20 protein-coding genes and 2 pseudogenes are annotated in these 20,438 nt (G+C 62.8%); 8 read left to right on the forward strand and 14 right to left on the reverse strand.

The window, feature by feature from the left end; genetic code table 11:
* Nucleotides 1-33 precede the first annotated feature (33 nt).
* Together EJ071_RS15240 and EJ071_RS15245 are read left to right on the forward strand one after the other, a co-directional pair.
* On the forward strand, nt 34-750 hold the full coding sequence (locus tag EJ071_RS15240) for an amino acid ABC transporter permease (RefSeq protein ID WP_126098586.1): 717 nt from the start codon (nt 34-36) through the stop codon (nt 748-750).
* Nucleotides 751-766: 16 nt separating this feature from the next.
* Complete coding sequence (locus EJ071_RS15245; protein WP_126098587.1) at nt 767-1,459, forward strand: amino acid ABC transporter permease; 693 nt, start codon at nt 767-769, stop codon at nt 1,457-1,459.
* A 138-nt stretch (nt 1,460-1,597) separates the two neighbouring features.
* On the opposite strand, the pseudogene EJ071_RS15250 reads toward EJ071_RS15245, so the two are convergent.
* The 8 genes and pseudogenes from EJ071_RS15250 to EJ071_RS15285 all read right to left on the reverse strand — a co-directional run bounded on the left by EJ071_RS15250 (nt 1,598) and on the right by EJ071_RS15285 (nt 11,082).
* A pseudogene (locus EJ071_RS15250) lies at nt 1,598-2,031 on the reverse strand (Lrp/AsnC family transcriptional regulator).
* 31 nt (nt 2,032-2,062) lie between these two features.
* On the reverse strand, nt 2,063-3,205 hold the full coding sequence (locus tag EJ071_RS15255) for an ABC transporter ATP-binding protein (protein WP_126098589.1): 1,143 nt from the start codon (nt 3,203-3,205) through the stop codon (nt 2,063-2,065).
* 7 nt (nt 3,206-3,212) lie between these two features.
* Nucleotides 3,213-4,265 (reverse strand): carbohydrate ABC transporter permease, encoded by a 1,053-nt coding sequence (locus tag EJ071_RS15260; protein ID WP_126098590.1) that lies wholly within the window; start codon nt 4,263-4,265, stop codon nt 3,213-3,215.
* The gene (locus EJ071_RS15265) at nt 4,262-5,212 is read right to left on the reverse strand and encodes a sugar ABC transporter permease (protein ID WP_245460334.1); all 951 of its coding nucleotides are present in this window, start codon (nt 5,210-5,212) and stop codon (nt 4,262-4,264) included. The genes EJ071_RS15260 and EJ071_RS15265 overlap by 4 nt, the downstream gene beginning before the upstream one ends.
* Nucleotides 5,213-5,280: 68 nt before the next feature.
* Nucleotides 5,281-6,549: an ABC transporter substrate-binding protein gene (locus EJ071_RS15270; protein ID WP_126098591.1), complete on the reverse strand. Its 1,269-nt coding sequence runs from the start codon at nt 6,547-6,549 to the stop codon at nt 5,281-5,283.
* Between the two features lie 87 nt (nt 6,550-6,636).
* A pseudogene (locus tag EJ071_RS15275) lies at nt 6,637-9,155 on the reverse strand (hypothetical protein).
* A complete protein-coding gene (kduI, locus tag EJ071_RS15280; RefSeq protein WP_126098592.1) occupies nt 9,152-9,985 on the reverse strand; it encodes a 5-dehydro-4-deoxy-D-glucuronate isomerase in 834 nt (277 codons plus the stop codon). Before kduI ends, EJ071_RS15275 begins: the two are co-directional and overlap by 4 nt.
* Nucleotides 9,982-11,082, reverse strand: a complete 1,101-nt coding sequence (locus EJ071_RS15285; RefSeq protein WP_126098593.1) for a glycoside hydrolase family 88 protein — start codon at nt 11,080-11,082, stop codon at nt 9,982-9,984. Before EJ071_RS15285 ends, kduI begins: the two co-directional genes overlap by 4 nt.
* A gap of 114 nt (nt 11,083-11,196) precedes the next feature.
* On the opposite strand from EJ071_RS15285, the gene EJ071_RS15290 reads away from it, so the two are divergent.
* Nucleotides 11,197-12,264 (forward strand): LacI family DNA-binding transcriptional regulator, encoded by a 1,068-nt coding sequence (locus EJ071_RS15290; RefSeq protein WP_126098594.1) that lies wholly within the window; start codon nt 11,197-11,199, stop codon nt 12,262-12,264.
* On the opposite strand, the gene EJ071_RS15295 is transcribed toward EJ071_RS15290, so the two are convergent.
* Together EJ071_RS15295 and EJ071_RS15300 are read right to left on the reverse strand one after the other, a co-directional pair.
* Complete coding sequence (locus EJ071_RS15295) at nt 12,249-12,731, reverse strand: flavin reductase family protein (RefSeq protein ID WP_126098595.1); 483 nt, start codon at nt 12,729-12,731, stop codon at nt 12,249-12,251. The two genes, EJ071_RS15290 and EJ071_RS15295, sit on opposite strands and share 16 nt — an antisense overlap.
* On the reverse strand, nt 12,731-13,888 hold the full coding sequence (locus EJ071_RS15300; RefSeq protein WP_126098596.1) for an LLM class flavin-dependent oxidoreductase: 1,158 nt from the start codon (nt 13,886-13,888) through the stop codon (nt 12,731-12,733). The genes EJ071_RS15295 and EJ071_RS15300 overlap by 1 nt, the downstream gene beginning before the upstream one ends.
* Before the next feature lie 110 nt (nt 13,889-13,998).
* On the opposite strand from EJ071_RS15300, the gene EJ071_RS15305 reads away from it, so the two are divergent.
* The 5 genes from EJ071_RS15305 (at nt 13,999) to EJ071_RS15325 (ending at nt 17,830) form a co-directional block, all read left to right on the forward strand.
* Entirely contained in the window at nt 13,999-14,736 is a 738-nt protein-coding gene (locus EJ071_RS15305; protein ID WP_245460335.1) for a GntR family transcriptional regulator, read from the forward strand.
* A 21-nt stretch (nt 14,737-14,757) separates the two neighbouring features.
* The gene (locus EJ071_RS15310; RefSeq protein ID WP_126098597.1) at nt 14,758-15,915 is read left to right on the forward strand and encodes a Gfo/Idh/MocA family oxidoreductase; all 1,158 of its coding nucleotides are present in this window, start codon (nt 14,758-14,760) and stop codon (nt 15,913-15,915) included.
* Between the two features lie 499 nt (nt 15,916-16,414).
* A complete protein-coding gene (locus EJ071_RS15315; RefSeq protein ID WP_126098598.1) occupies nt 16,415-16,840 on the forward strand; it encodes a hypothetical protein in 426 nt (141 codons plus the stop codon).
* A 70-nt stretch (nt 16,841-16,910) separates the two neighbouring features.
* Nucleotides 16,911-17,156, forward strand: coding sequence for a DUF982 domain-containing protein (locus tag EJ071_RS15320; RefSeq protein WP_126098599.1), 246 nt, complete (start codon nt 16,911-16,913; stop codon nt 17,154-17,156).
* Nucleotides 17,157-17,269: 113 nt separating this feature from the next.
* Entirely contained in the window at nt 17,270-17,830 is a 561-nt protein-coding gene (locus tag EJ071_RS15325) for an SH3 domain-containing protein (RefSeq protein ID WP_126098600.1), read from the forward strand.
* Between the two features lie 184 nt (nt 17,831-18,014).
* On the opposite strand, the gene EJ071_RS15330 is transcribed toward EJ071_RS15325, so the two are convergent.
* The 4 genes from EJ071_RS15330 to EJ071_RS15345 form a co-directional block, all read right to left on the reverse strand.
* Nucleotides 18,015-18,239 carry a ribbon-helix-helix protein, CopG family gene (locus tag EJ071_RS15330; RefSeq protein ID WP_126098601.1) on the reverse strand — a complete coding sequence of 75 codons (225 nt, stop codon included), beginning with the start codon at nt 18,237-18,239 and terminating at the stop codon, nt 18,015-18,017.
* On the reverse strand, nt 18,236-18,538 hold the full coding sequence (locus tag EJ071_RS15335) for a hypothetical protein (protein ID WP_126098602.1): 303 nt from the start codon (nt 18,536-18,538) through the stop codon (nt 18,236-18,238). The genes EJ071_RS15330 and EJ071_RS15335 overlap by 4 nt, the downstream gene beginning before the upstream one ends.
* Nucleotides 18,539-19,099: 561 nt before the next feature.
* Entirely contained in the window at nt 19,100-19,885 is a 786-nt protein-coding gene (locus EJ071_RS15340) for a hypothetical protein (protein ID WP_126098603.1), read from the reverse strand.
* Nucleotides 19,872-20,393 carry a sigma-70 family RNA polymerase sigma factor gene (locus tag EJ071_RS15345; protein ID WP_245460248.1) on the reverse strand — a complete coding sequence of 174 codons (522 nt, stop codon included), beginning with the start codon at nt 20,391-20,393 and terminating at the stop codon, nt 19,872-19,874. The genes EJ071_RS15340 and EJ071_RS15345 overlap by 14 nt, the downstream gene beginning before the upstream one ends.
* Between the last annotated feature and the right edge of the window lie 45 nt (nt 20,394-20,438).

The raw sequence follows: 20,438 nt of genomic DNA on the forward strand, positions 1-20,438 counted from the left end.
GCAAGACTGAATTGCAAGAAGGAGCGTTTCAAGGTGGATGTTTCTGCTATGATCCCCGAGTTGCTCTCGGCGTTGCCGCTGACGCTCGCCATCACGTTCACGGCCATGTTAGTCGGCTTTTGCCTGGCTCTCGTGGCGACAACACTTCGGGTTCGCAGGATGCCGGTGATCAGTCACCTGACCGATCTCTACGTGTCCTATGCCCGAAGTGTTCCAGTCGTCCTCCAGTTGTTCATCGCGTTCTACGGGCTTCCCCTATTGGTGGCCCTGTTCGGGTCTGCAGATTTTTTCTCGCCGACGGTCGCTGCAATGGTGGGACTAAGCTTTTACCACGGGGGATATCTGTCGGAAGTCATGCGGCCGGCATACCTGGCCGTCGATCGCGGCCAGCACGATGCGGCAGACAGTCTGGGATACACCTTTCGCCAGAAGATCGCTCGCGTCGTAGGTCCACAGGCGGTGCACTTTGCATTGCCGGGCTATGGAAATTCCATCATCTACCTGATCCACAACGTTGCGCTGGTCATGTATATCGGGGCGGCGGACGTGATGGCGACCGCGCATTTGATCATGGAGCGCGACTACAATCAGTACCAGTTCGAAACGTACCTGGTGCTGGCGGTCATCTATTCGCTGATGTGCCTGATCGCTTGGCTCATTGTGCGCTTCTTCGAGCTTCGCTCGCCGATGCAAGCATTGGAGGTGACGACCACCGCTCCGATCAAAAACGCTGCTATCGCAAGCGTCTGACCCAAGGGTATTAACCATGTTTGATACCGATATCTTAGTCCAGGACACGCAAGAAATTCTGGGCGCCGTGCCCGTTACCGTTGGAATGGCGGTCTTGATTTTCGTCTTGTCGACGATAGTCGGCAGCATTTTCGCGCTCATCGAATACAGACGGGTCCCCCTGCTGCGAGAACTCATTATGGCCTACAAGATCGTCTTCAAAGGCGTCCCGATGGTCATCGTGATTTTCCTTGCCTATTTCGGTCTGCCGCCGGCATTCCAGTTCCTGTTCTCGCTGCTCGGGATTGATTTCAACGCACACAATACTCCCAACTGGGTCATCCTGGTCGTGGCGATTACCGGCTGTGTCGCCGCGTTCCAATCGGAGATCATCAAGGGAGCTCTGAACGCCTTCGATACCGGTCAGTCGGACGCCGCCCATTCGCTAGGCTATACAAGCGGCCAACTGTTCCGGCGGATTCTATTCCCCCAGGTGGCTCTCACGGCAATTCCAGACCTGACGACCTCGATGATGGTCATCATGAAGGCGCTTTCCCTCGGGTTCGCCATCGAGGTTGTCGATATCTTCGCCCAGTCGCAGTTGACCGCGGCGCTGAACTACTACTACCTCGAAGCCTTCGTAATTGCCGTCGTGATCTACATGGTGATTGCCTATGTCGTCACGCAGATTGCCGACCGGCTGGAACGGGCGCTGCGAGTGCGGACCTGAGCGAAACTTCGTCAGAACTCCAGGGCATCACGGCCGGAGGCGTTTACCGAGCAGGTAATGCCAACGACGTCGTCCAATCTTGGCGCTGGCCTAGGGTTTGCCCGATGGTCAGCGAGAGGTCCAAATGCGGGCGCCGAGTTATCGCAGGTTCATCAGGTCGACCGGGCGTAGATCGCCTCCATGGAAAAGAAGCCTGTGACCGCTGCAAGGTCGAAGTTCGTGATCAGTTTCTGGTAGAAGGCATCGTAGCCGGACATGCCTTGCGTCACGACCTTGATCAGGTAGTCCCAATCTCTGCCGATCCGATAGAAATCGATCACCTCCGGCAACCGCTCGACATGGGCGCGGAAAGCCTCACTCCTTTTCTTGGAATGATGACGAGTGCGGATCATGACGAAGACGGTCAGGTCGAACCCCAGCGCGTGGAGATCGCTATTGCTGTTCGACCCGCGGATCAGGCCAAGCGAGTGGAGGCGCTGGAGCCGCCGCCAGCAAGCATTCTGAGACAAGCCGACCCTCTCCGCCAAATCTCGCTGCGAGAGATTCGGGTCGGCCCAGAAGTGCGCAGCAATTTTGGGTGAACGACAGCATCAATACAAAGATTTAAAGCGCGTCGCCTAAATCCCTTTCGTCGTGACACGCTTTAGCGGGAGCTGCTCGGCGCGAAGCGACCCGTAGCCCGGCAGAATCGAAGAGATGCATCCGCTCCGGCGGCAGAACGAGATTGATCGGCTGACCTTGCGTTTGAACTTCCTGGCGCTTGAGCACCGCGACCAGTCTGTTGTCGCCGGCGATGGTGGCGTGGACAACGGTTTCCGGTCCGAGCGCTTCGGCCAGCGTCACCCGTGCTTCGACCGACCCCTTACTGGCGTCCGAGAGCTCGATGTCATGCGGCCGTATGCCAAGTGTGACCTCATCTCCGGGCTTCAGCGCAGCCCCGTCGGCCGCAATCGCGGCCGAAAGCCCGCCCGGACCTTCGACGTGCACCTGCGTGCCGCTGGCGGAACGCACCTTGACCGGCAAAAGGTTCATGCGCGGAGCGCCGATGAAGCCGGCGACGAACAGGTTTGCCGGTGCGTTGTAGAGGTCCAGCGGCCGGCCGACCTGCTCGATCCGCCCTGACCGCATCACCACGATGCGGTCCGCCAGCGTCATCGCCTCGACCTGGTCATGAGTCACATAGATCATCGTGGTTGCCAGCCGTTTGTGCAGCGCAGCCAATTCGGCGCGCGTCGAGATGCGAAGTTCGGCGTCGAGGTTGGACAGCGGTTCATCGAGCAGAAAAGCGGTCGGATTGCGCACCACCGCACGGCCAATCGCTACGCGCTGCTTCTGCCCGCCCGACAGTTGACCGGGCCGGCGATCGAGATAAGGCGCAATGTCCAGCATGCGCGCCGCTTCAATGATGCGCGCGTCGATCTCGGCTTTCGGCATGCGGATGTTTTCGAGCCCGAAGGCAAGGTTCTGCCGCACGCTCATATGCGGATAGAGCGCATAGGACTGGAAGACCATCGCCAGTCCGCGCCGCGCGGCCGAAACCTCGGTGACATCGGCGCCGTCGATCTCGATCCTGCCGCCAGTCGGCCGATCGAGCCCGGCGATCAGGCGCAGCAGCGTGGACTTGCCGCAACCCGACGGACCGACGAGCACCAGCATCTCGCCGTTGCCGACGTCGAGATTGATGTCGTGCAGGATCTTCATCTTTCCGTAAGCGCGATCGATGTCGGTCAGCGTTATCCGTCCCATGGGACCCTCATTTCAGCCCGGAACCGGCAATGCCGGACGTGATGTAGCGCTGCAGGAAGACGAAGACGAGAACGACGGGGATCATCGTCACAACGGTCATCGCCAGGATGTAATGCCACTGCACGTTGAGTTGGCCGGCATAGGTGTTGAGCCCGACCTGGAGCGTGTAGAGTTCCTTGCGCGACAGGACCACCAGCGGCCAAAGGAAATCGTTCCAGCGCCAGACGACCGAAAAGATCGCGAGCACCGCGAGAGCCGGCGCGGCAAGAGGCAGCACGATACGCCAGTAGATCTGCCACTCGGACGCATTGTCCATGCGCGCCGCGTCCAGCAGCTCGTCCGGGATGGTCAGCATATATTGGCGCAACAGAAACACGCCGGTCGGCGTCGCCACCGTCGGCAGGATCACGCCCCACAGCGAATCGAGCAGGCCGACAGCGCTCACCACCGAATAGAGCGGCACCAGGATGACCGACAGCGGCACCATCAGCGTACCGACGATCAACAGCATTGTGAGATCGCGGCCGCGAAACCTGTATTTCGACAGGGCAAAGGCGGCCATCGAATTGGTGAGCAGCGTGATTAGCGTCGCCATTGCCGTCACGAAAACCGAATTGCGAAGATAGCGCAGGAAGTCGAAATGGACGAAGGGTTCGGTGTAGTTCTCCGTCGCGAAGCCGATTTCGCGCACCGGTTCACGGCTGGCGATGTTAACTTTCACGATATCGTTCGGCGCCTTCGGGTCCACCATCTGCGCCACGGTGCCGATGCGGCGCAGCTCGGCCAGCAACTTGGTCGAGCCGTCCGGCAGCGTCACCCTATAGAGGGTGAGCGGCTTGTCGTGACCTTCTACCGTCACCTGCTGGCTGACATAGGGCAGGATGGTCGGCGGGAACTCGGCAAGCTGTGCTGGCGTCTTGAACGACGAGCCCACCAGCCAGACGGCCGGGCCGAACATGATCACCAGGCCGCCGGTGAGCCACAGCCAGCTCACGATGTCCGTCCAATGCCAGCCCCTCCCCCCGCGCCGGCGGGTCAGGAATGTCGCGACGCCGCTCATTCGCGCGCTCCCTTCCGCTCGCCGCGGCGCCCGGCCTGCAGCTGAAGCAGGGTAAGCACAACCAGTACCAGCCCCATCAGGATGGAAGCCGCCGAAGCCAACCCCGGATTGCGCAGCAGCGAGGCGAAGCCGATCTCATAGATGTATTGCGTGAGATAGAGGGTGGAGGTGCCCGGCCCTCCTCCCGTCAGCACATAGACCTCGTCGAAGATTTGCACTGCGCGGATCAGCGCCAGCACGATGACGACAAGCAGGTTCGGCATCAGAAGCGGCAGCGTGATGCGCCAGAATACCCGCGCCGGTTTGGTGCCGTCCATCTCGGCTGCTTCGTAAAGGTCGCGCGGGATCGCCTGCAGGCCGGCAAGCAGTATGAGTGTATAGAAGCCCATATGGGCCCAGACCGAAACGCTGACGGCGGCGGTGAAGGCCCAGAAACGATCGGTCAGCCAGTTGTACGGCTCGCCTCCCATGTCGTGGACGATCAGGTTCAGCAGCCCCTGGCGTTGCAGGATCCAGCGCCAGATCAGGCCGGTGACAACGGGCGACAGCAGCACCGGAAAGAAGAACACCGCGCGCCAGAAACTGCGCCCCACGATCTCTCGGTTGAGGATCAGCGCGGTTGCGATCGACACGATCGTCATCAGCGCCACCTGCACGACGACGAACAGACCCGTATTGTGCGCGGCCTTCCAGAAAAGGTCCTCGCGGCACGTGGCAGGGTCCAGATAGCTGCCGCAGTCGAGCAGGCGCTGATATTGCTCCAGCCCGACATAGGTGCGGTCCTGCAGGAAGTAGGCCGTTCCGGAGGTGGCCGAATAGAAGAAATTGATGACGAGCGGCACCAGCACGAAGATGCCGAAGATCGCCATGTTCGGGGCAAGGAAGAAGGCGGCCATGCCGCCGGTACCCGTCGCCCGCTGCCAGGACTTGAGCGGCACGTTGACGATCGATGCAAGCCAGACGACCGGCGCGGCGAGAGCGGCGCCGGTCCATGCCTTGAGCGGCGCGGCGGCGCTCACTTGGCCTCTGCGACCTTGTCGGCGATGTCCTGGTCGATCTTGCCCCAGGCTTCGTCGAGCGTGAGCTCGCCGGCCATCACCTGGCTGACACGGGTCACCAGCGCGGCATAGTAGGCGTTGGCCCACTTCCACGGCGGCAGCGCGTCGGCCGCCGGCAGCGTCTCACTTGCGGCCTTGACGAACTTGTCGAGCGCCGGACCGACATTCTTGTCGGTCGAAACCCACTTCAGTCCGCCTTTCTCGATCACGCCCTTGTGCGCCGGCAGGAACAGCGTGCGCTCGCTGAACTCCTTCACGATATCTTCGCGGGCCAGATAATCCATGACCTTGGCGACATCCTTGGGATTCTTCGTGTATTTGATGGCGACCAGCGCTGCGCCGCCTTTCACGCCCGAGCAGCCAGCGGTGCCGCAGGGCGAGCCGGTCGCCACCCAGTCGAAACTGTCGCCGATCTTGGTCGAGAGATTGGCAACCTGCCAGCTTCCCGAATAGTAGAACGGGATCTGCGCGTTGATGAAATCGTCGGCGGCGGCACGGTAGGTCGAGCCTGCCGCGGACACCCAGGTGTCCTTCAGCATCAGCCCCTTTGCAGTCCAGTCGACCAGCTTGGTCACGAAAGCCTTGGTACCGTCGTCCACTTTTGCCGCCATGCCATCGGATCCGATGTAATTCGCCCCATAGGAGACATTCGGACCCGAAATGCGGTGACCGGAACGGTCGATCGCGAAGGCAGCGGGGAGCTGCTGGCTCTTCGCTACCTCGGCGGCGGCTGCGATCCAGTCGTCCCAGCTTGCCCTGTCGCCGGGTAACGCCACGCCGGCCTGTTCGAACAGCGTCTTGTTGGCGAAGCCGCCGGTGAGCGTGAGCTGGGTCATGAAACCGGGAATGGCTTTGGAGCCGTCGGGTCGCATCCAGTCCAGCGTGTCGCCGAAATTGTCATCCCAGTATTTCGGATCAGCCACCAGCGGCCTGAGATCGAGCCAGTGCTGGGCGAGCTCCTTGATGTTGGTGACGCGGGCGATATCCGGTCCCTGACCGGCTTCGAGCTGGATGGGCAGCTGTTCCTGGATCACCTTGTAGGCGACGTTGTCGAGCGTGACGTGGATGTCCGGGTTGTCCTTCATGAAGCGGTTAAGAAGGTCCTGGATGACATCGCCTTCGACACCGTCCGAGTACCACATGATGCGCACATCGCCGGCAAAGGCGCTGGTCGATGCGAGCAGGCTGACCGATATCGCGGCCAGCAAAGTGCGGGTCTTGGTCATGCTTTGTCTCCTCCTTTGTCCGGGGCCGCGCCCCGACCGTTCAAGCCGCCCCGCCCTCTCCTCTCGAGGGCCGCAGCCGATTTCCTCCTATTCCTGGCGTTTCATGCGTGTCGCATCGCCGCGCACGGTCCAGTTGGCCGGATCGAGCATCCGCCCCTCAGCCACGACCCTTGCGTCGGCGAAGAAACGCACGGTGCCGTATTCCGGATCTTCGACAATCAGTTCGCCCTGGGAGCCCGACCGCACGGACAGGTCCGCGAAAGCGGCCGCCCAGGCATCGAGCGTTTGCAGATCGGCGGTCCGGTCGCCGAGGCGAACGATCCATGTCGCCCTGCGGCTCGCTGCCCGCAACTCGTTGCCGGCCGTCGGACCGGTCTTGACCGGCGTCAGGGGCACATCGGTTTTCAGCATGGCGAAAGCATCGCCCGATTGCGCGAACGCCCGATGCCCATCCACGCGCACGGCCTCGAACACAGCCGCCGGAAACCAGGCGTGCGTGAAGTCAGGTTGCTCATCCGAGCAGGTGAAGCTGACCACGGCGAGGTCGCGGTATTGGTGGACCCGCGGCAAGGTACCGGAGCCGCCCCAGTAGGACGGCCTGCCATATCCCGACTGCAGGACTTCGCCCGGATGGTTGATCCAGATCTGCGCATACGGATTTCTGCCCAGCCGGGCGTGGATCACAGTTTCCTGATAACCCCACTGGTTCCAGCGATACCCGGCCGCGCTGCCCATCGCATGGTGACGCGTCTTGTGGTGATAGAGCCGCGCAAAGCGGTCCTGTCCCTGCGCGAAAGTCCATTCCCAGGCAATATCATCGGTGATGGAGGCAATCGCCGCCAGCTCGGCTGGAACGCTCATGCCGTGGTCACGCAGGCAGAGTGCAAGCTGCGGCAATGCGTGGAAGCGCATGCCGTAATTGCCCTTGCCCCAGACCATGCGGCAAACGCCCGATAGCTCGAGCGAGCGCGCGGCGCGCAGCGTGTGCTCATAGGAGCGGCCCTGCGCGCCGGTGAGGATGCCGTGATGGGCCGAGCGGGCGACGATTTCCAGCAGGCGAATGACCGCTTTGCCGGCGCGTTCCGCGATGTCCCTGTCCGGAGCCAGCGCGTGGAGCGCGCAAAGGCCCTTGAGGTCGATCGGGAAGTAGGGCGCCGAATTGAACTCGGCCATTTCCCATGCCTCGAAATGATCGAGCCAGGCCCGCACCCGCGCGGCCCCGACGGCGGAGTGCTCGCGGCCAGGGCGGCCCGAGCGCACGAAGCGCGCTTCCGGCAGAAGGGCGCCGGCAATATAGGCAGCGGTGTGAAAGAGCAGCGCGTGGTTCTCGGAGAAATACCACTGCACGTCATTGCCGGGCTCGTCCATCCAATAGCGGTAGCCGAGGATGGCCTTGTCGACACGCGCGCGCAGGTCTGCTTCCAGCCGTTCGCCATAAGCCTTGCGGCACCACAGCAACGGCACCAGGATGAAATCGGCGCAATCGTGACAATCCTCGATCGCCGGCAGCGAACCGGAGATCATGGCGTCTATCTCGGCGCCCGCCTGCCCGATCGCCAGCCGCGCCAGCGCGCGTACCGTGTCGGCCTCAGCGCGATCGGCGACTTCATTGAGCGCCTCGTCAATGCGCGCGGCGAGCGTTTTCGGCGCGGCGCCCTGGCGGCGCGCGTGGCAGATTTCCACGCCGAAGACGCGCGATGCGGCGTGGGCTCCGACTGTCAGCGTTACCTTGAAATGACGAAAGTCGGCGGGCAACTGCTCGGTGTCGGCGATCGGCAGACGCTTCTGGCCAGCGGGCAGGGCGAAGTCGAAGCGCACCGGCGCCTCGATCGACATGAAATCGCCCTCGATCTCGACCGCGACCGCGGCGTCGCGCGGCAGGGACACGCCGGTGATCAGCGCCACCTCGCCGCCGTCATAGGCGGGATGCTCGAAACGCATGTCGTCGAGCGCCGCCTCCATCGCATCGGCGACCGCGCCCTCGACCTCGATCGGCAGCGCGACCGCAGCAGTCGGACCTGACAGAAAGTCGAGCTGGAAATAGTAGCGGGCATCGCGTTCGGCGAGATCGTCGAACCATATCCGGATTTCGTTGCGACCGGTCTTTAGTATGATCTTGAAGTCCTCGGCGCTTTCAAGATTGCGGCCGTAGGGCGCCATCCAGCCGGCCTCCTCGCCGTTGGCGAAAAGTATGGCGCCGCCGCAGGTGCGCAGCCGCACCAGCGCCTCGCCGGCCGACGCAGCGTCGATGGTCGTCTCGGCCCAGGTCCCTAGCACCGTCGGCCGGAACCAGAAGCCTGACAGGTCGATGCGCGGCGAGGCGAAGGGTAGCCAGATGCGCCCGCCGCTGACTTCGGAGCCGACCTGAGGGCGCTTGCCGCGACGTTCCGCTGCGAATTGCGTGCGGCACGGATATTCATGCGGAATGAAATTCTTGTGCTTGGTCAGGAAGAAGAAGGGGTCCATCTCCCCCTCATGGGCTGATCGGCCACATCGTAGCGCCGCTCGGCGATCGACCCGAGCCGCCAGTAGACGACCGGCTGTCCCGCCGCAAGCGGCCTGCGCAATGTAAAGCCGGGTTCGACGCTTTGGGCGGCCGCGTTCATCTCAGATCCCTCACGGCTACCGGATCGACATCGGTGTAGGCCTGGTTTTCGCCGGTCATGCCCCAGACGAAGGCGTAGGGGCCGGTGCCGGCGCCCATATGGATCGACCAGGCCGGCGACAGGACGACATCGCCGTCGGCGACCATCAGATGGCGAGTATTGTCGGGCCGGCCCATCAGGTGGACGACCTGATCGGCAGCAGCAAGGTCGAAATAGCAGTAGGCCTCCATGCGCCGCTCATGCAGATGCGGCGGCACGGTGTTCCACACGCTGCCCGGCGCGAGATCGGTGATGCCCATCAACAAAAGGCATGATGGAGCCACTTCGGGGTGGATATACATGCGCAGCGTGCGCCTGTTTGCGCGCGCTTCCTCGCCCAGCACCAGCGGCTTGGCTTCGCTCCTGGAGATGAGACGGTGGGGAATGTCGGCACCGGCCGGCACCGAGTTCATGTAGAAGCGCGCCGGCCTCTGCGGATCGTCGCTCTCCAACACCACCTCGCGCGCGCCACGTCCGATATAGGCGACGTCGCGGTTGGCCAGGGCAAAGCGCATGCCGTCCACGGCGACCGTGCCACTGCCGCCGAGATTGGCGATACCCATCTCGCGCGCCGTGAAGAAGAAGGGAGTGCCAACATCGGCCCCGCTGCCGAACATCAGCGGTTTGGCGAGCGGAACCGCGCCGCCGACGATCATGCGATCGACATGGGTGTAGACGAATTCGATCTCGTCCGGTCGGAATAGGCCGCCGACCAGGAATTCGGCTCTCAGCCGCTCCGTATCCATGCCGGCAATGTCGGCTGGCGATGCGCCGTAGAGCGTTCGCATCATGCCGCTTCCACTTTCGACTGCAGATGCCGCGCCCCTTCGGTCAGGCACAGGATCGCCAGCGCCTGCCCGTAGCCCGTCGGATGGATCGGGATGTCTCGGTAGAACTGCAGGTCGTGGCCCATGCGCGTGCCGTAGGACACATTCGCCACAACCCCTTTGTCGTCGATGTTGGCGACCACCGCCTCCAGGGCGCGGAGACCGGCGGCCCTGCATTGCGCCGGACCGATTCCGAGCCTTGCGGCCTTCAGCAGCCCATAGCCGAAACCGGCCGTGGCGGAGATCTCTTCGTAGGAGCCTGGATCGTCGAGCAAGGTGCGCCATGCCCCCGACTCGGACTGGAGCCCGAGCAGCGCCTTGATCTGCGTCTCCAGTATGCCGAGCAAGTAGCTCCGCACCGAGGGCGTGATCTCGGCGAACTCCACCAGGTCGAGGATGCCCACCGTGATCCAGGCATTGCCTCTGCCCCAGAGCGCGCGGGCGAAATTGTGCCGGCCATCGAACGTCCAGCCGTGGAACCACAGCCCCGATGCCGGATCGGCGAGATAGCGGGCATGGACGAGGAACTGCCGTTCCGCCTCCTCGACGAAGCGGCGCTGACCGGCGGCCTGTCCGTAGGATGCAAGAAACAGCGCCACCATGAACAGCGTGTCGTCCCACAATTCGTCATCGTTGACGCGGTCCGAAACATTGTGCTGGAAGCCGCCTTCGGGCGTTCGCGGCATGGCCGTGACCACCCGCTCGGCCCATTCGCGCAAGACCGGCTCGAAGCGCGGCTGGCGCCGGCGCCGCCACAATTCGCTCAGCGCCAGTAACGGCGCGGTGGTGTTGACGTTGATTGCAGGCAGTCCGGCCGCGATGCGCCGGTCGAACCACGCCTCGATCGTCTGCAGCAAGCGATCCTCGCCCGTCTGCGCCCATAGCCGGACCAGGCCATAGAGTCCGACGCCCTGCGGCCATTCCCAGCTGTCGAAGCTGACGTAGTCTCCCGGCGTCCCGTCGAGATTGGGTTCATCGAACCGCCCGTCATGGCGCAGGCCGGTCATGCCGGCCACGAGACTCGCAAGCGCGGAATTCAGGCGTTCGGCCGAAAGCGGCATCACTCCTCCTGTTTCTTCCGCCTCGCAAGAACTGTTCCACAGGGATTTTTCTTGCGCAATATGAAAATTTTTTGCAGAATTTTTGGACGATTTTTGCCGGAGGCGAGGGAACCCATGACGATCCAGGGCAAGCGCGGCCGCCCCAGCCGCCGTGTTCGACTGGAAGAGATCGCGGCGCGGTGCGGCGTCTCCGTTAGCACCGCCTCCCGCGCGCTGAGCGGCGTGGGCGGCGTCAAGGACGAGCTTCGCGCCGCGATCATCGAGACGGCGAAGTCGATGAATTACGCCATCCCGGCCTCCGTTGCCGGCCGCAAGGTCATCCTGGCTGCAAGCAGCGTGGCCATGGTCGACAGTGCCCGCAGCCAGTTCACCTATCACGTCCTCGACGGTCTCAACGAACGCGCCCGGCTGCTGGGCGTCGAACTGGTGACCCGGCCGGTTGCGGCGCCGGAGGACGAAATCGCTCTCCTGCGCGAATCCGAACGCGATGACCGCGTCGCCGGCTGCCTCTTTCTGACGCTGGATGATGCAGACGTGCTTACGCTGACGGCCGGCTTTTCCAAGCCGATCGTGCTCGTCAACGGCGACGATCCCTCGATGCGCCATTCGAGCGTGACGCCCTGCAACCGCTCCGCCGCCATGCTCGCTGCGCAGCACCTTATCGGTCTCGGCCACCGCCGCATTCTGTTCCTGATGCGGCGCGGCCGGCGCACCATCGAGCGCCGTTACGAAGGCTGGCGCGACGCGCTGATGGCAGGCGGCATCGCCGGCTTCGACGATCTCGTGGTCGAGGTCGAGGACTGGCTTCCGGAGCTTGCAAGCAAGGCCGTCACGGGCCGCATCGCGGATCGCGGCCTCGACTTCACCGCCGTGCTGACGGGGGGCGACAGCCTGGCCTTCGGCGCCATCGCCGGCATCCAGGAAGCCGGATATTCGGTGCCGGCCGATGTCTCCGTCGTCGGCATGGACGACCTGCCGCAGGCGGCCTTCTGCAACCCACCGCTGACGGCCATGCACATTCCCATGCGCGAGATCGGCTCGGCGGCGCTCAGCCTGTTGCTCGACGACTTGGCCCATTCGACGCTGCCGCCGCGCCGCGTCGAACTCGCCTGCCGCCTGGTGGTGCGCCAGTCGACCGCACCAGCGCTCGCCGGCGCCGAGCGTCATCATCCTTCGCCTTGAGGCCGGGACCTGCCGCCGGCAAAGAGCAGCGGCGAGCCTTCTTGAGTCTCCAGTTCGAGGACGCGCCCAAGCAGGATCATGTGGTCGCCTGCCGGGAAGCGGTCCGCCACGCTGCATTCGAACCGCGCCAGCGCTCGCGGCAGCAGCGGCACGCCGTGACCGTTCCACGCCAACTCAAGACCGGCAAAATCGGTCCCTGACTTCGAAAAGCGCCAGCAGAGGTCGATCTGATCGTCCGCCAGCACGTGAACGGCATAATGCGCGGCATTGGCGAAGGCGTCGAAGCGGCGCGAGTGGCGGCCGATCGACCAGAGCACCAGCGGCGGATCGAGCGAGACGGACGAAAAGCTGTTAGCGGTGATGGCAACCGGGCCGCCGGCGGTGCCGGTGGTGACGACCGTGACACCGGTGGCGAAGCGCCCGAACGCGTTGCGCAACAGACGCGGGTCGCACACGAAATGCTCCATCAGTGGCGCTCCCCTCTTCCCAATGGTGTTGCCGGAACCCGGTCCGGCACCCGCCCGTAGGCATGCGGCAACGAGCACGTATTGAGTTCAGGAAGCACCTTGGTGCCGAAATACTGCGCCTCGTCGAGATGCGGATAGCCTGAGAAGATGAAGGCGCGGATGCCCATCTTCATATAGGCCTCGATTTCCGACAGGACCTGATCGGCCGAGCCCACCAGCGCAGCGCCGCAACCCGAGCGCGCCCGCCCGACGCCGGTCCACAGATGCGGCTCGACATAGCCTTCCGCGTCGGCGGTCTCACGCGCCTTGGCCTGGTGCGATACGCCAAGCGATCGGGCATCGAGCGCCCGCTCGCGGATCGCCCTGCCCTGCTCGTCGTTCAGCTTCGAAACCAGCTCGCGGGCATAGTCCTTGGCTTCGGCCTCGGTGTCGCGCACGATCACGTGGACCCGCAATCCGTAATCGAGCGTGCGCCCAAGACGCGCTGCCCGCTCATGCACGGCTTTCATGCGGCCGGCGAGTTCCTCCTTTGTCTCCGGCCACATCAGGTAGACGTCGCACTGTTCCGCGCAAAGCTCGAGCGCGTCGGGCGAATAGCCGCCGAAATAGAGCAGCGGCCCTCCGTTCTGCTGGTAGGGCTTTGCCGGCGCCGTCGGGACGCCCTTGAAACGATAGACCTCGCCCTCGAAATCAATCGTGTCTTGGGTCCAAGCCTGGCGCAGGATCTGCACCACCTCGCGCGAGCGCTGGTAACGGTAGGCGCTGTCGGCCGTCTCGCCCGGAAAGTCCGATGAGATGATGTTCACCGTCAGCCGGCCTTCAAGCATGTGGTCGATCGTCGCGAGGGTGCGTGCAAGCATGATCGGCTGCATCTCGCCGCAGCGCACGGCCGCGAGCAGATTGATCCTCGACGTGATCGGCGCGCAGCCGGCGACGAAGCTCAGCGTATCCTGGCCGACCTGATAGGATGACGGACATAGGATGTTGCGGAAGCCGAGCTCCTCGGAGGTCTTCACGATCTCGGAGCAGTGCGCCCAACTCGAGCGCAGCGCGCCATCCGACACGCCGAGATAGCGATAGTCATCCGAACAGAGCGCGGCGAACCAGGCGACTTCAACGGCATCCAGATCCGGTGAGGTTATGGGGACGACGGTCATTGCCGGTCCTTCAACAGCTCGTTGCGTTGGCGGCGGATGGGGCTTGCGTAGCATTCGATTTGATGTAGATCAATACTGTATCAATTTTGATGCCGCGGGAGAACGTGGACATGCAGCTGACACGGGCCGAGCCCGGCCACCGATCCAGCCAGATGCGCGGTCCCCTGCCTGTACACCTGCAAATCAGTGAAATGCTGATCCGTGAAATCGCGGCCGGACGGCTGGCCGACGGGGCGCGACTTCCGTCGGAACGCGAGATGGCCGCGAGCCTCGGCATCGCCGTCGGCACGCTGAGGCGCGCGCTGGCCGACCTCACCGAGAAGGGCTTGCTCGACCGCGTCCAGGGATCGGGCAACTATGTGCGAGCGCGCGGCGATCTGCTCGGGGTCTATGCCTTTTTCCGGCTGGAGCGCGTCGACGGTGGCGGACTGCCGACCGCCGAGGTGTTGTCGGTCGACCGGCTACCCAAGCCGTCCGATCTGCCGCAGTTCGGCAGCGCCCACGATGCCCACCGCATCCGTCGGCTGCGGCGGCTCGATGGCCAAGCGGCCGCAGCCGAGGAGATTTGGCTCGACGCCAGCCGCGCCGATCGGCTAGCGCGCGAGGACCTGTCGGAATCGCTCTATCTCCACTACCGTCTGGCCCTCGGCTTTTCGATCGTTCGCGCCGAGGATCGTGTCGGCGTCGCGCCCGCTCCGGACTGGGCGCCGGCCGATTTCAGGCTGCCACCGGGCCAGATCGTGGGGTTCGTCGAACGCATAGCCTGGGCCGGGGACGGAGACAGCGTGGAATATTCCCGCAGCTGGTTCGATCCGGAGGCGGCGCGTTACGTCGCTCGTTTCAAATAAGTGCTGGAAGGAAGGCGCCGCATGACCAAATCATCGATCGGCTATGGCATTGTCGGCTGCGGCATGATGGGCCAGGAGCACATCCGCAACATCGCGCTGTTGGCTGACGCGCATGTGGCCGCCATCTTGGAGCCGGACCCCGGCATGATGGCGGCGTCGCTGGCCCTGGCGCCAGGTGCACGACCGGTGGCGTCGATCGCCGACTTACTGGCCGCGAACGGGGTCGACTGCGTTCTGATCGCCAGCCCCAACCATCGCCATCTCGGCCAGTTGGAGGAGATCGCCGCTCGCCGGCCACTGCCGGTGCTGGTGGAAAAGCCGCTCTTCACAGAGGCCGCCGACACGGAGCGCATCGCGGCGCTGAAAGCGCGGCTTCCGCTGATGTGGGTGGCGATGGAATACCGCTACATGCCACCCGTCGCCGCCTTCGTCGAGCAGGCCGGCGACGCCACCGGCGGCATTCGCATGCTGAGCATTCGCGAGCACCGTTTCCCCTTCCTGGCCAAGGTCGGCGACTGGAACCGTTTCAACCGCAATACCGGCGGCACCTTCGTCGAAAAGTGCTGCCACTTCTTCGACTTGATGCGGTTGATCCTCAAATCCGACCCTGTCCGCATTATGGCGAGCGCGGGACAGGCCGTGAACCATCTCGATGAACGCTATGGCGGCGAGATGCCGGATATTCTCGATCATGGCTACGTGTTGGTCGATTTCGCGAGCGGCGCGCGCGCCATGCTGGAGTTGTGCATGTTCGCCGAGGGTAGTCGTTACCAGGAGGAACTCTGCGCCGTCGGCGGCAACGGAAAGATCGAATGCCGGGTGCCCGGACCGGGTCGCTTCTGGCCGCCGCATCTGGGGGCCGCGCCAGTGCCGGAGGTGATCGTCAGTCCGCGCAATCCATCAGGGCCACGCCTGCTGGAGATTTCAGTCGACCCGCGGCTGCTCGAGGCAGGCGATCACAACGGCTCGACCTATTTCGAGCACGTCCGCTTTGTCGCCGCAGTACGCGGGCAAGGCAGTGTTGAGGTTACCCCGCAAGATGGCTGGTGGGCCGTCGTCATGGGCCTCGCCGCCCAGCGATCAGCCCGCGAAGGCCGCGCCGTCGATCTCGCCAGTGAGTTCGCAATGCCGGACCAGCTTACGGTCACAGACTTTTCAACAATATCTCCCAATTGCTGACGTCCGCCTTTGTCAGCCTGCCATTTGCGCCAGCCAACCGCGCCGCCGAAAGTGAACCAGCCACGGTCCCGGCGTCAAAGGCATGCGGGTCTTGTCCTGCCGGTCCAGCCGCAGAGCTAGTCAACTGAGCTGCGCGAGCCCACCGCGACCTCACGTAGCTGCGCTGGTCTGGAATAGTTTCCGATCGGGCTCGGTATATGCACCATCGAGGTGAAGTTTGTCCGCATTCGCGATTTTGGAGAATTTCCGGGTGCTCAAGCACATCGTCTCAGGCGCTGAAGTACGGGAGATGGGTGCGAGTGTTCGAGTATCTGCGCCGACGTGCTCCCGACCGAAAATTCTGCCAATCGGACCCAGCATCCCCCTGCCTCGTCTCCTAAGCTGGGTTGCCCCTGCAGAGGACCTCATCATGTCGGTCGATCGACCGATTTCCGGCCATTGTCGGTCGGCACGGGGGAAATCAACCTGTCGCAATGAGCGAATCTGAAAAGAGGAAACGATGGAAAACAATCAGACACTTTCGCAACGCTTCGACGAATATCAGCCCTCAAAGACACTTTGGTTTTGGTCGGTTGTGGGCGTTTCTGTGCTGACGATGATAGTCGGTTTCACGGCCGGCGGTTGGACCACGGCAGGAACAGCTTCGGAAATGGCGAAGACCTCCGCCATCAAGGCAAGGGCTGAACTGGTCGCCAATCTTTGCGTCGAAAAGTTCATCACTGCATCCAACGCAAGTGCGAACCTGGCCAAGCTGAAGGGAACGTCTTCCTACCAGAGAGATAGCTTCATCAGCGACGGCGGGTGGGTGAAATTGGCTGGCTTGAAGAAGGATGCCCCAGGCGCCGCAGATCTGTGTGCGGACAAATTGGCCGCGATGGACACAATCCCGACGAACAGCGTGGCTCAGGATAATACCAAGGGTTGACCGCCACTCCAGATTTTCGCCCGGCGACGCGAGTGTTTTGCGCGACAGATATCGCAATGGAGGCGTGGCCATGTATGAAGCATGGTTCTCAAGGCCGGTGGCGGTGGCCACCGGCATTTCCGGCGAGATCAAGAACCTTTCCAACGCCAATCAAGCGGTCGACTTGCTCACCAAGCACTGGCGCAATGCCGGAAGCCACAAGCATCTGGCGGCGCTACGTGCCTGCCGCCAGGCCATGAATGGCGGCATTGCGGCTGACGTTGCCAGGGACGCATTGGTCGATGCGGCCCGAGAAGCGCACATGCTCGTCGAATAAGCTCACACAGAGCGATGTTCCGGGCTCGCCTTGAACGGGAGCACGCCACGAGCGGCGCCTCTGATGGCGGCAGATGATTGATCGATCCCTTCCGCATTCGCAGGTGAACAGCCATGAATTCCGTAGCACTGTTCGGGTTCGTGACAGTCCGCCGGCAGGTCAGACGTCAGTTTTATGTCGCGCTCGCCCGTTTCGTTCTTACAGCCGTATTGCTATCGGCGCCCGCAACCACGACAGGGCTGCGAGCGGAGGTCAGTGCTCTTCCTCTACCGCGCTTCGTGTCGCTAAAAGCTTCGTCCGCCAATCTGCGTGTTAGGCCGGGTATCGGCTACGACATTGAATGGGTCATGACACGACCGGGCATCCCTCTGGAGATCTATCAGCAGTATGACAATTGGCGCCGTGTAAGGGATTGGGAGGGAACCACCGGATGGATCTATGGCCCGCTCTTGTCAGGGCGCAGGACCGGTATTGTCGCTCCCTGGATGAAGGACAATGTGGCGCTGCGCAAGAAAGCGACAGTTGATAGCCCCGTCATTGCCTGGCTCGAACCTCGCGTGCGAGTCAGACTGATGCGGTGTGACGGAAAGTGGTGTGCTGTAGCGCTAGGGGCGACATCTGGCTTCGTCAATCAAACCCATTTGTGGGGCGTCTATCCTGGCGAAGTGCTCTAAAGTGGTGGCTCAGTATGACTGACCGAACGGTGTGAATTTCCGGCGGAGGGGTTGCAGGGCCGGCTCTTGCCTTTTGGCTCGGAGCTTTCAGGGTTTGGCCGACACTGATCGAACAGGCGCCCCTGAGGCTTACGCGGGGTTGCCCACACGATCCGGCGCCGTAGAACGATATGGCGCGCTTTCGTCACTCAAGAAGCGCCCTTTGGCGCGCCGCAAACCATTCACGAAGGGCAAGGCGAATGATCTCTGATCGCCCGACCCTCATTTCAGCGGCGGCTTCGGCGAGCGCCATTTCGATACCTGCGTCGAACGACATCGATCCCCATTGCCGCAGCATTGTCGCGGCGCGGATATCGGCAGGCCGCACATCAAGAGCATTCGTTTCTCGGTCGTCCGATCCGTTGGTCATGACGGCAGCTCGGGTCGTTCGCCAGTTTGTGGGAGGCCATAGTCTCGGACAGCAATAATCCAGTCGTGCCTTATCGTCGCCAAGACAAGGCGACATCTCTGTGGGTAGTATCTGTGCAAAGCGGCGGCTTGATCAGCGACGACGGCGCCATTCAGTCCGCACAGCTCGCCCCCAAGTAACCAGCGGTCGTGTTTGTTGTTGGCCACCATTGCAATGTATTCCCCATCACAAGGATAGCCGATCAAACCAACTTCCTCGTAGTCTTTCAGTTTGCGCATCGCATCGGCTGAATCCAACACGAATTACCTCCCTGTGTGTTTGAAGAAAGACGACTGGCATTTCGGCGTGACGGCCCCGCAATCACCCCGCCTCATGCCGGCCCGTGAGGAAGTGCCCGGCGCGATCGCACTTCCTTGACCGTTATGGAGCTGGGTCCTCTGAAAGCGCTGCGCCATGTGACAGCGCCTCGTTCGCGCAAGCTACCAGCGGGATTGTTGAATGCTGTTGCCGCGCCTGCGATAGCCACACCCCTCGGCTCTCCTGGGAAAGTCCCTTCATCGCGGCGCGCGCCGCCGAAGTGATTTCAAATGCGCCGCAGGAGGCACACTGAAACTCCACCTTGCGGAGCGTGATTTCGGACTCCAAAGCCGCCCCAACGCAGATTGGACACGGAGAGGGGTAATATCTCCTGTCAAAAGACAAAATGTTCATCGTGCAGATCTCTCTGAAGGCTTGCGGAAGGCGGCGAAGCACTTGGACCGGAACGGTAGGCAGCCGCTCCAGGCAGATGGCGGAATGCAGTTGCTTACGCGCCCATATCGAAGGCATCTAATTCTGCTTCCGGATCCATCGAGCTGTGATCAACCTCTTGTCTTGTGGGCAACGTTCCTCCGCGTGGCAACTTCGATTTGCTTTGCTTCCACTTCGAGCCGATCCGGCGCGGCGGAGCCCATCAAGGCGTAGGCCGTCCCTCCCGACTGCCAGTAGATTGTCGGTACCCGGCCGTCAGTGGCTGGGGTCGGTGGCACTGCGTCCTCACCGTTCATCGGAGCCGCGACGAGGGTGATGCGACCAACGCTTGGTGTATCAGCCGTCACAACCAAGCTTTGTTGACCATTCCAGGGCTGCACCTGGACATCTTTGACCACCCATACTGACGGAAGGGCTGGCATACTCACGTTTACGGCGCCAACCAGCCGTTCGATCTTGTCCTGCTTTAGCTCGGTGCCTTTCTCGGGGCCTGCATTGAGCTGCGCGACTCGTAAGGCATCTCGCGCGGCCAGGATGAAGGTTTCGTCAGCCGTCTTGCCTCCCTGGCGAAGCGGCACGGTCAACGAGTTCGCCGACCACCCGATCGCTATTAGTGCGACGGCGGCGACCTGAAGCCGGAGCAGGGCAAGCACTTTCCTTCGACGAAACGCGCCCTCCAGCCGCTTCGCCTTGTCCACGCTCGCGCCGGGCGGAAACAAACGCTGAGGCTGGGCGTTGCGCAGCGCTTCCATGCGTTGCGCGTGGGCGAACACCTCGGCCGCCAGTTCCGGCTGCCGGGCAAGCCGGGCCTGCAGGTCAGATCTTTGCGAGGGCGATAGCTCGCCATCGAGGAAGCGATTGATCTCTTCTTCGGAAACGGGATTATCGGACCGCATCGCGCCCTCCCACGACCTTCAAATGGCCGACAGCGTTGTCGCCATTGCTTTCCAAGTTTTGCTTCAAGGCTGCACGCGCCCGACTGAGGCGGGACATGACAGTTCCAGCGGGAATCCCCAGTAGTTCCGCAGCTTCGGAATAGGTAAAGCCAAGCACTCCTACCAGATGCAGTATCTCTGCCTGGTCAGTCGGCATCCGTGCGAGAGCCTTCCTCACATTCGACAGTTCGGCAGAATGTTCCTGCGAAGGCGGCAAGCTTGTATCGGAGATATCTGCCAAGGACGCGAGGCGGCGCCTCTCGGCGCTCACGCGACTGGACCCAGTGAAGAAGCTGTTCCGAACGATCCTGATCAGCCAGGGTAGCAACGGACGAGTGCCGTCGTAAGTGCCCGCCATCGACAGCGCGCGGGCGAGAGCCTCCTGGACCAGATCGTCGGCGTCGGAGTCATTGCCGGTAAGTACCCTGCCATAGCGCCAAAGATCTTCCAGATGCGGAATGACGTCCAACGTCGCTTTCATCCTGTCTAAGTGCCCACAAGTCTCCCTAGCCCG

Source organism: Mesorhizobium sp. M1B.F.Ca.ET.045.04.1.1 (assembly GCF_003952465.1).
Taxonomy (GTDB): domain Bacteria; phylum Pseudomonadota; class Alphaproteobacteria; order Rhizobiales; family Rhizobiaceae; genus Mesorhizobium; species Mesorhizobium shonense.

Bases quoted from the DNA above. Each gene is read 5' to 3' on its own strand.
- EJ071_RS15325 (WP_126098600.1), top strand. From the start codon at position 17,270: ATGAATTCCGTAGCACTGTTCGGGTTCGTGACAGTCCGCCGGCAGGTC.
- EJ071_RS15320 (WP_126098599.1), top strand. From the start codon at position 16,911: ATGTATGAAGCATGGTTCTCAAGGCCGGTGGCGGTGGCCACCGGCATT.
- EJ071_RS15270 (WP_126098591.1), bottom strand. From the start codon at position 6,549: ATGACCAAGACCCGCACTTTGCTGGCCGCGATATCGGTCAGCCTGCTC.
- EJ071_RS15255 (WP_126098589.1), bottom strand. From the start codon at position 3,205: ATGGGACGGATAACGCTGACCGACATCGATCGCGCTTACGGAAAGATG.
- kduI (WP_126098592.1), bottom strand. From the start codon at position 9,985: ATGATGCGAACGCTCTACGGCGCATCGCCAGCCGACATTGCCGGCATG.
- EJ071_RS15310 (WP_126098597.1), top strand. From the start codon at position 14,758: ATGACCAAATCATCGATCGGCTATGGCATTGTCGGCTGCGGCATGATG.
- EJ071_RS15315 (WP_126098598.1), top strand. From the start codon at position 16,415: ATGGAAAACAATCAGACACTTTCGCAACGCTTCGACGAATATCAGCCC.
- EJ071_RS15285 (WP_126098593.1), bottom strand. From the start codon at position 11,082: ATGCCGCTTTCGGCCGAACGCCTGAATTCCGCGCTTGCGAGTCTCGTG.
- EJ071_RS15290 (WP_126098594.1), top strand. From the start codon at position 11,197: ATGACGATCCAGGGCAAGCGCGGCCGCCCCAGCCGCCGTGTTCGACTG.
- EJ071_RS15300 (WP_126098596.1), bottom strand. From the start codon at position 13,888: ATGACCGTCGTCCCCATAACCTCACCGGATCTGGATGCCGTTGAAGTC.
- EJ071_RS15305 (WP_245460335.1), top strand. From the start codon at position 13,999: ATGCAGCTGACACGGGCCGAGCCCGGCCACCGATCCAGCCAGATGCGC.
- EJ071_RS15260 (WP_126098590.1), bottom strand. From the start codon at position 4,265: ATGAGCGGCGTCGCGACATTCCTGACCCGCCGGCGCGGGGGGAGGGGC.
- EJ071_RS15330 (WP_126098601.1), bottom strand. From the start codon at position 18,239: ATGACCAACGGATCGGACGACCGAGAAACGAATGCTCTTGATGTGCGG.
- EJ071_RS15245 (WP_126098587.1), top strand. From the start codon at position 767: ATGTTTGATACCGATATCTTAGTCCAGGACACGCAAGAAATTCTGGGC.
- EJ071_RS15340 (WP_126098603.1), bottom strand. From the start codon at position 19,885: ATGCGGTCCGATAATCCCGTTTCCGAAGAAGAGATCAATCGCTTCCTC.
- EJ071_RS15295 (WP_126098595.1), bottom strand. From the start codon at position 12,731: ATGGAGCATTTCGTGTGCGACCCGCGTCTGTTGCGCAACGCGTTCGGG.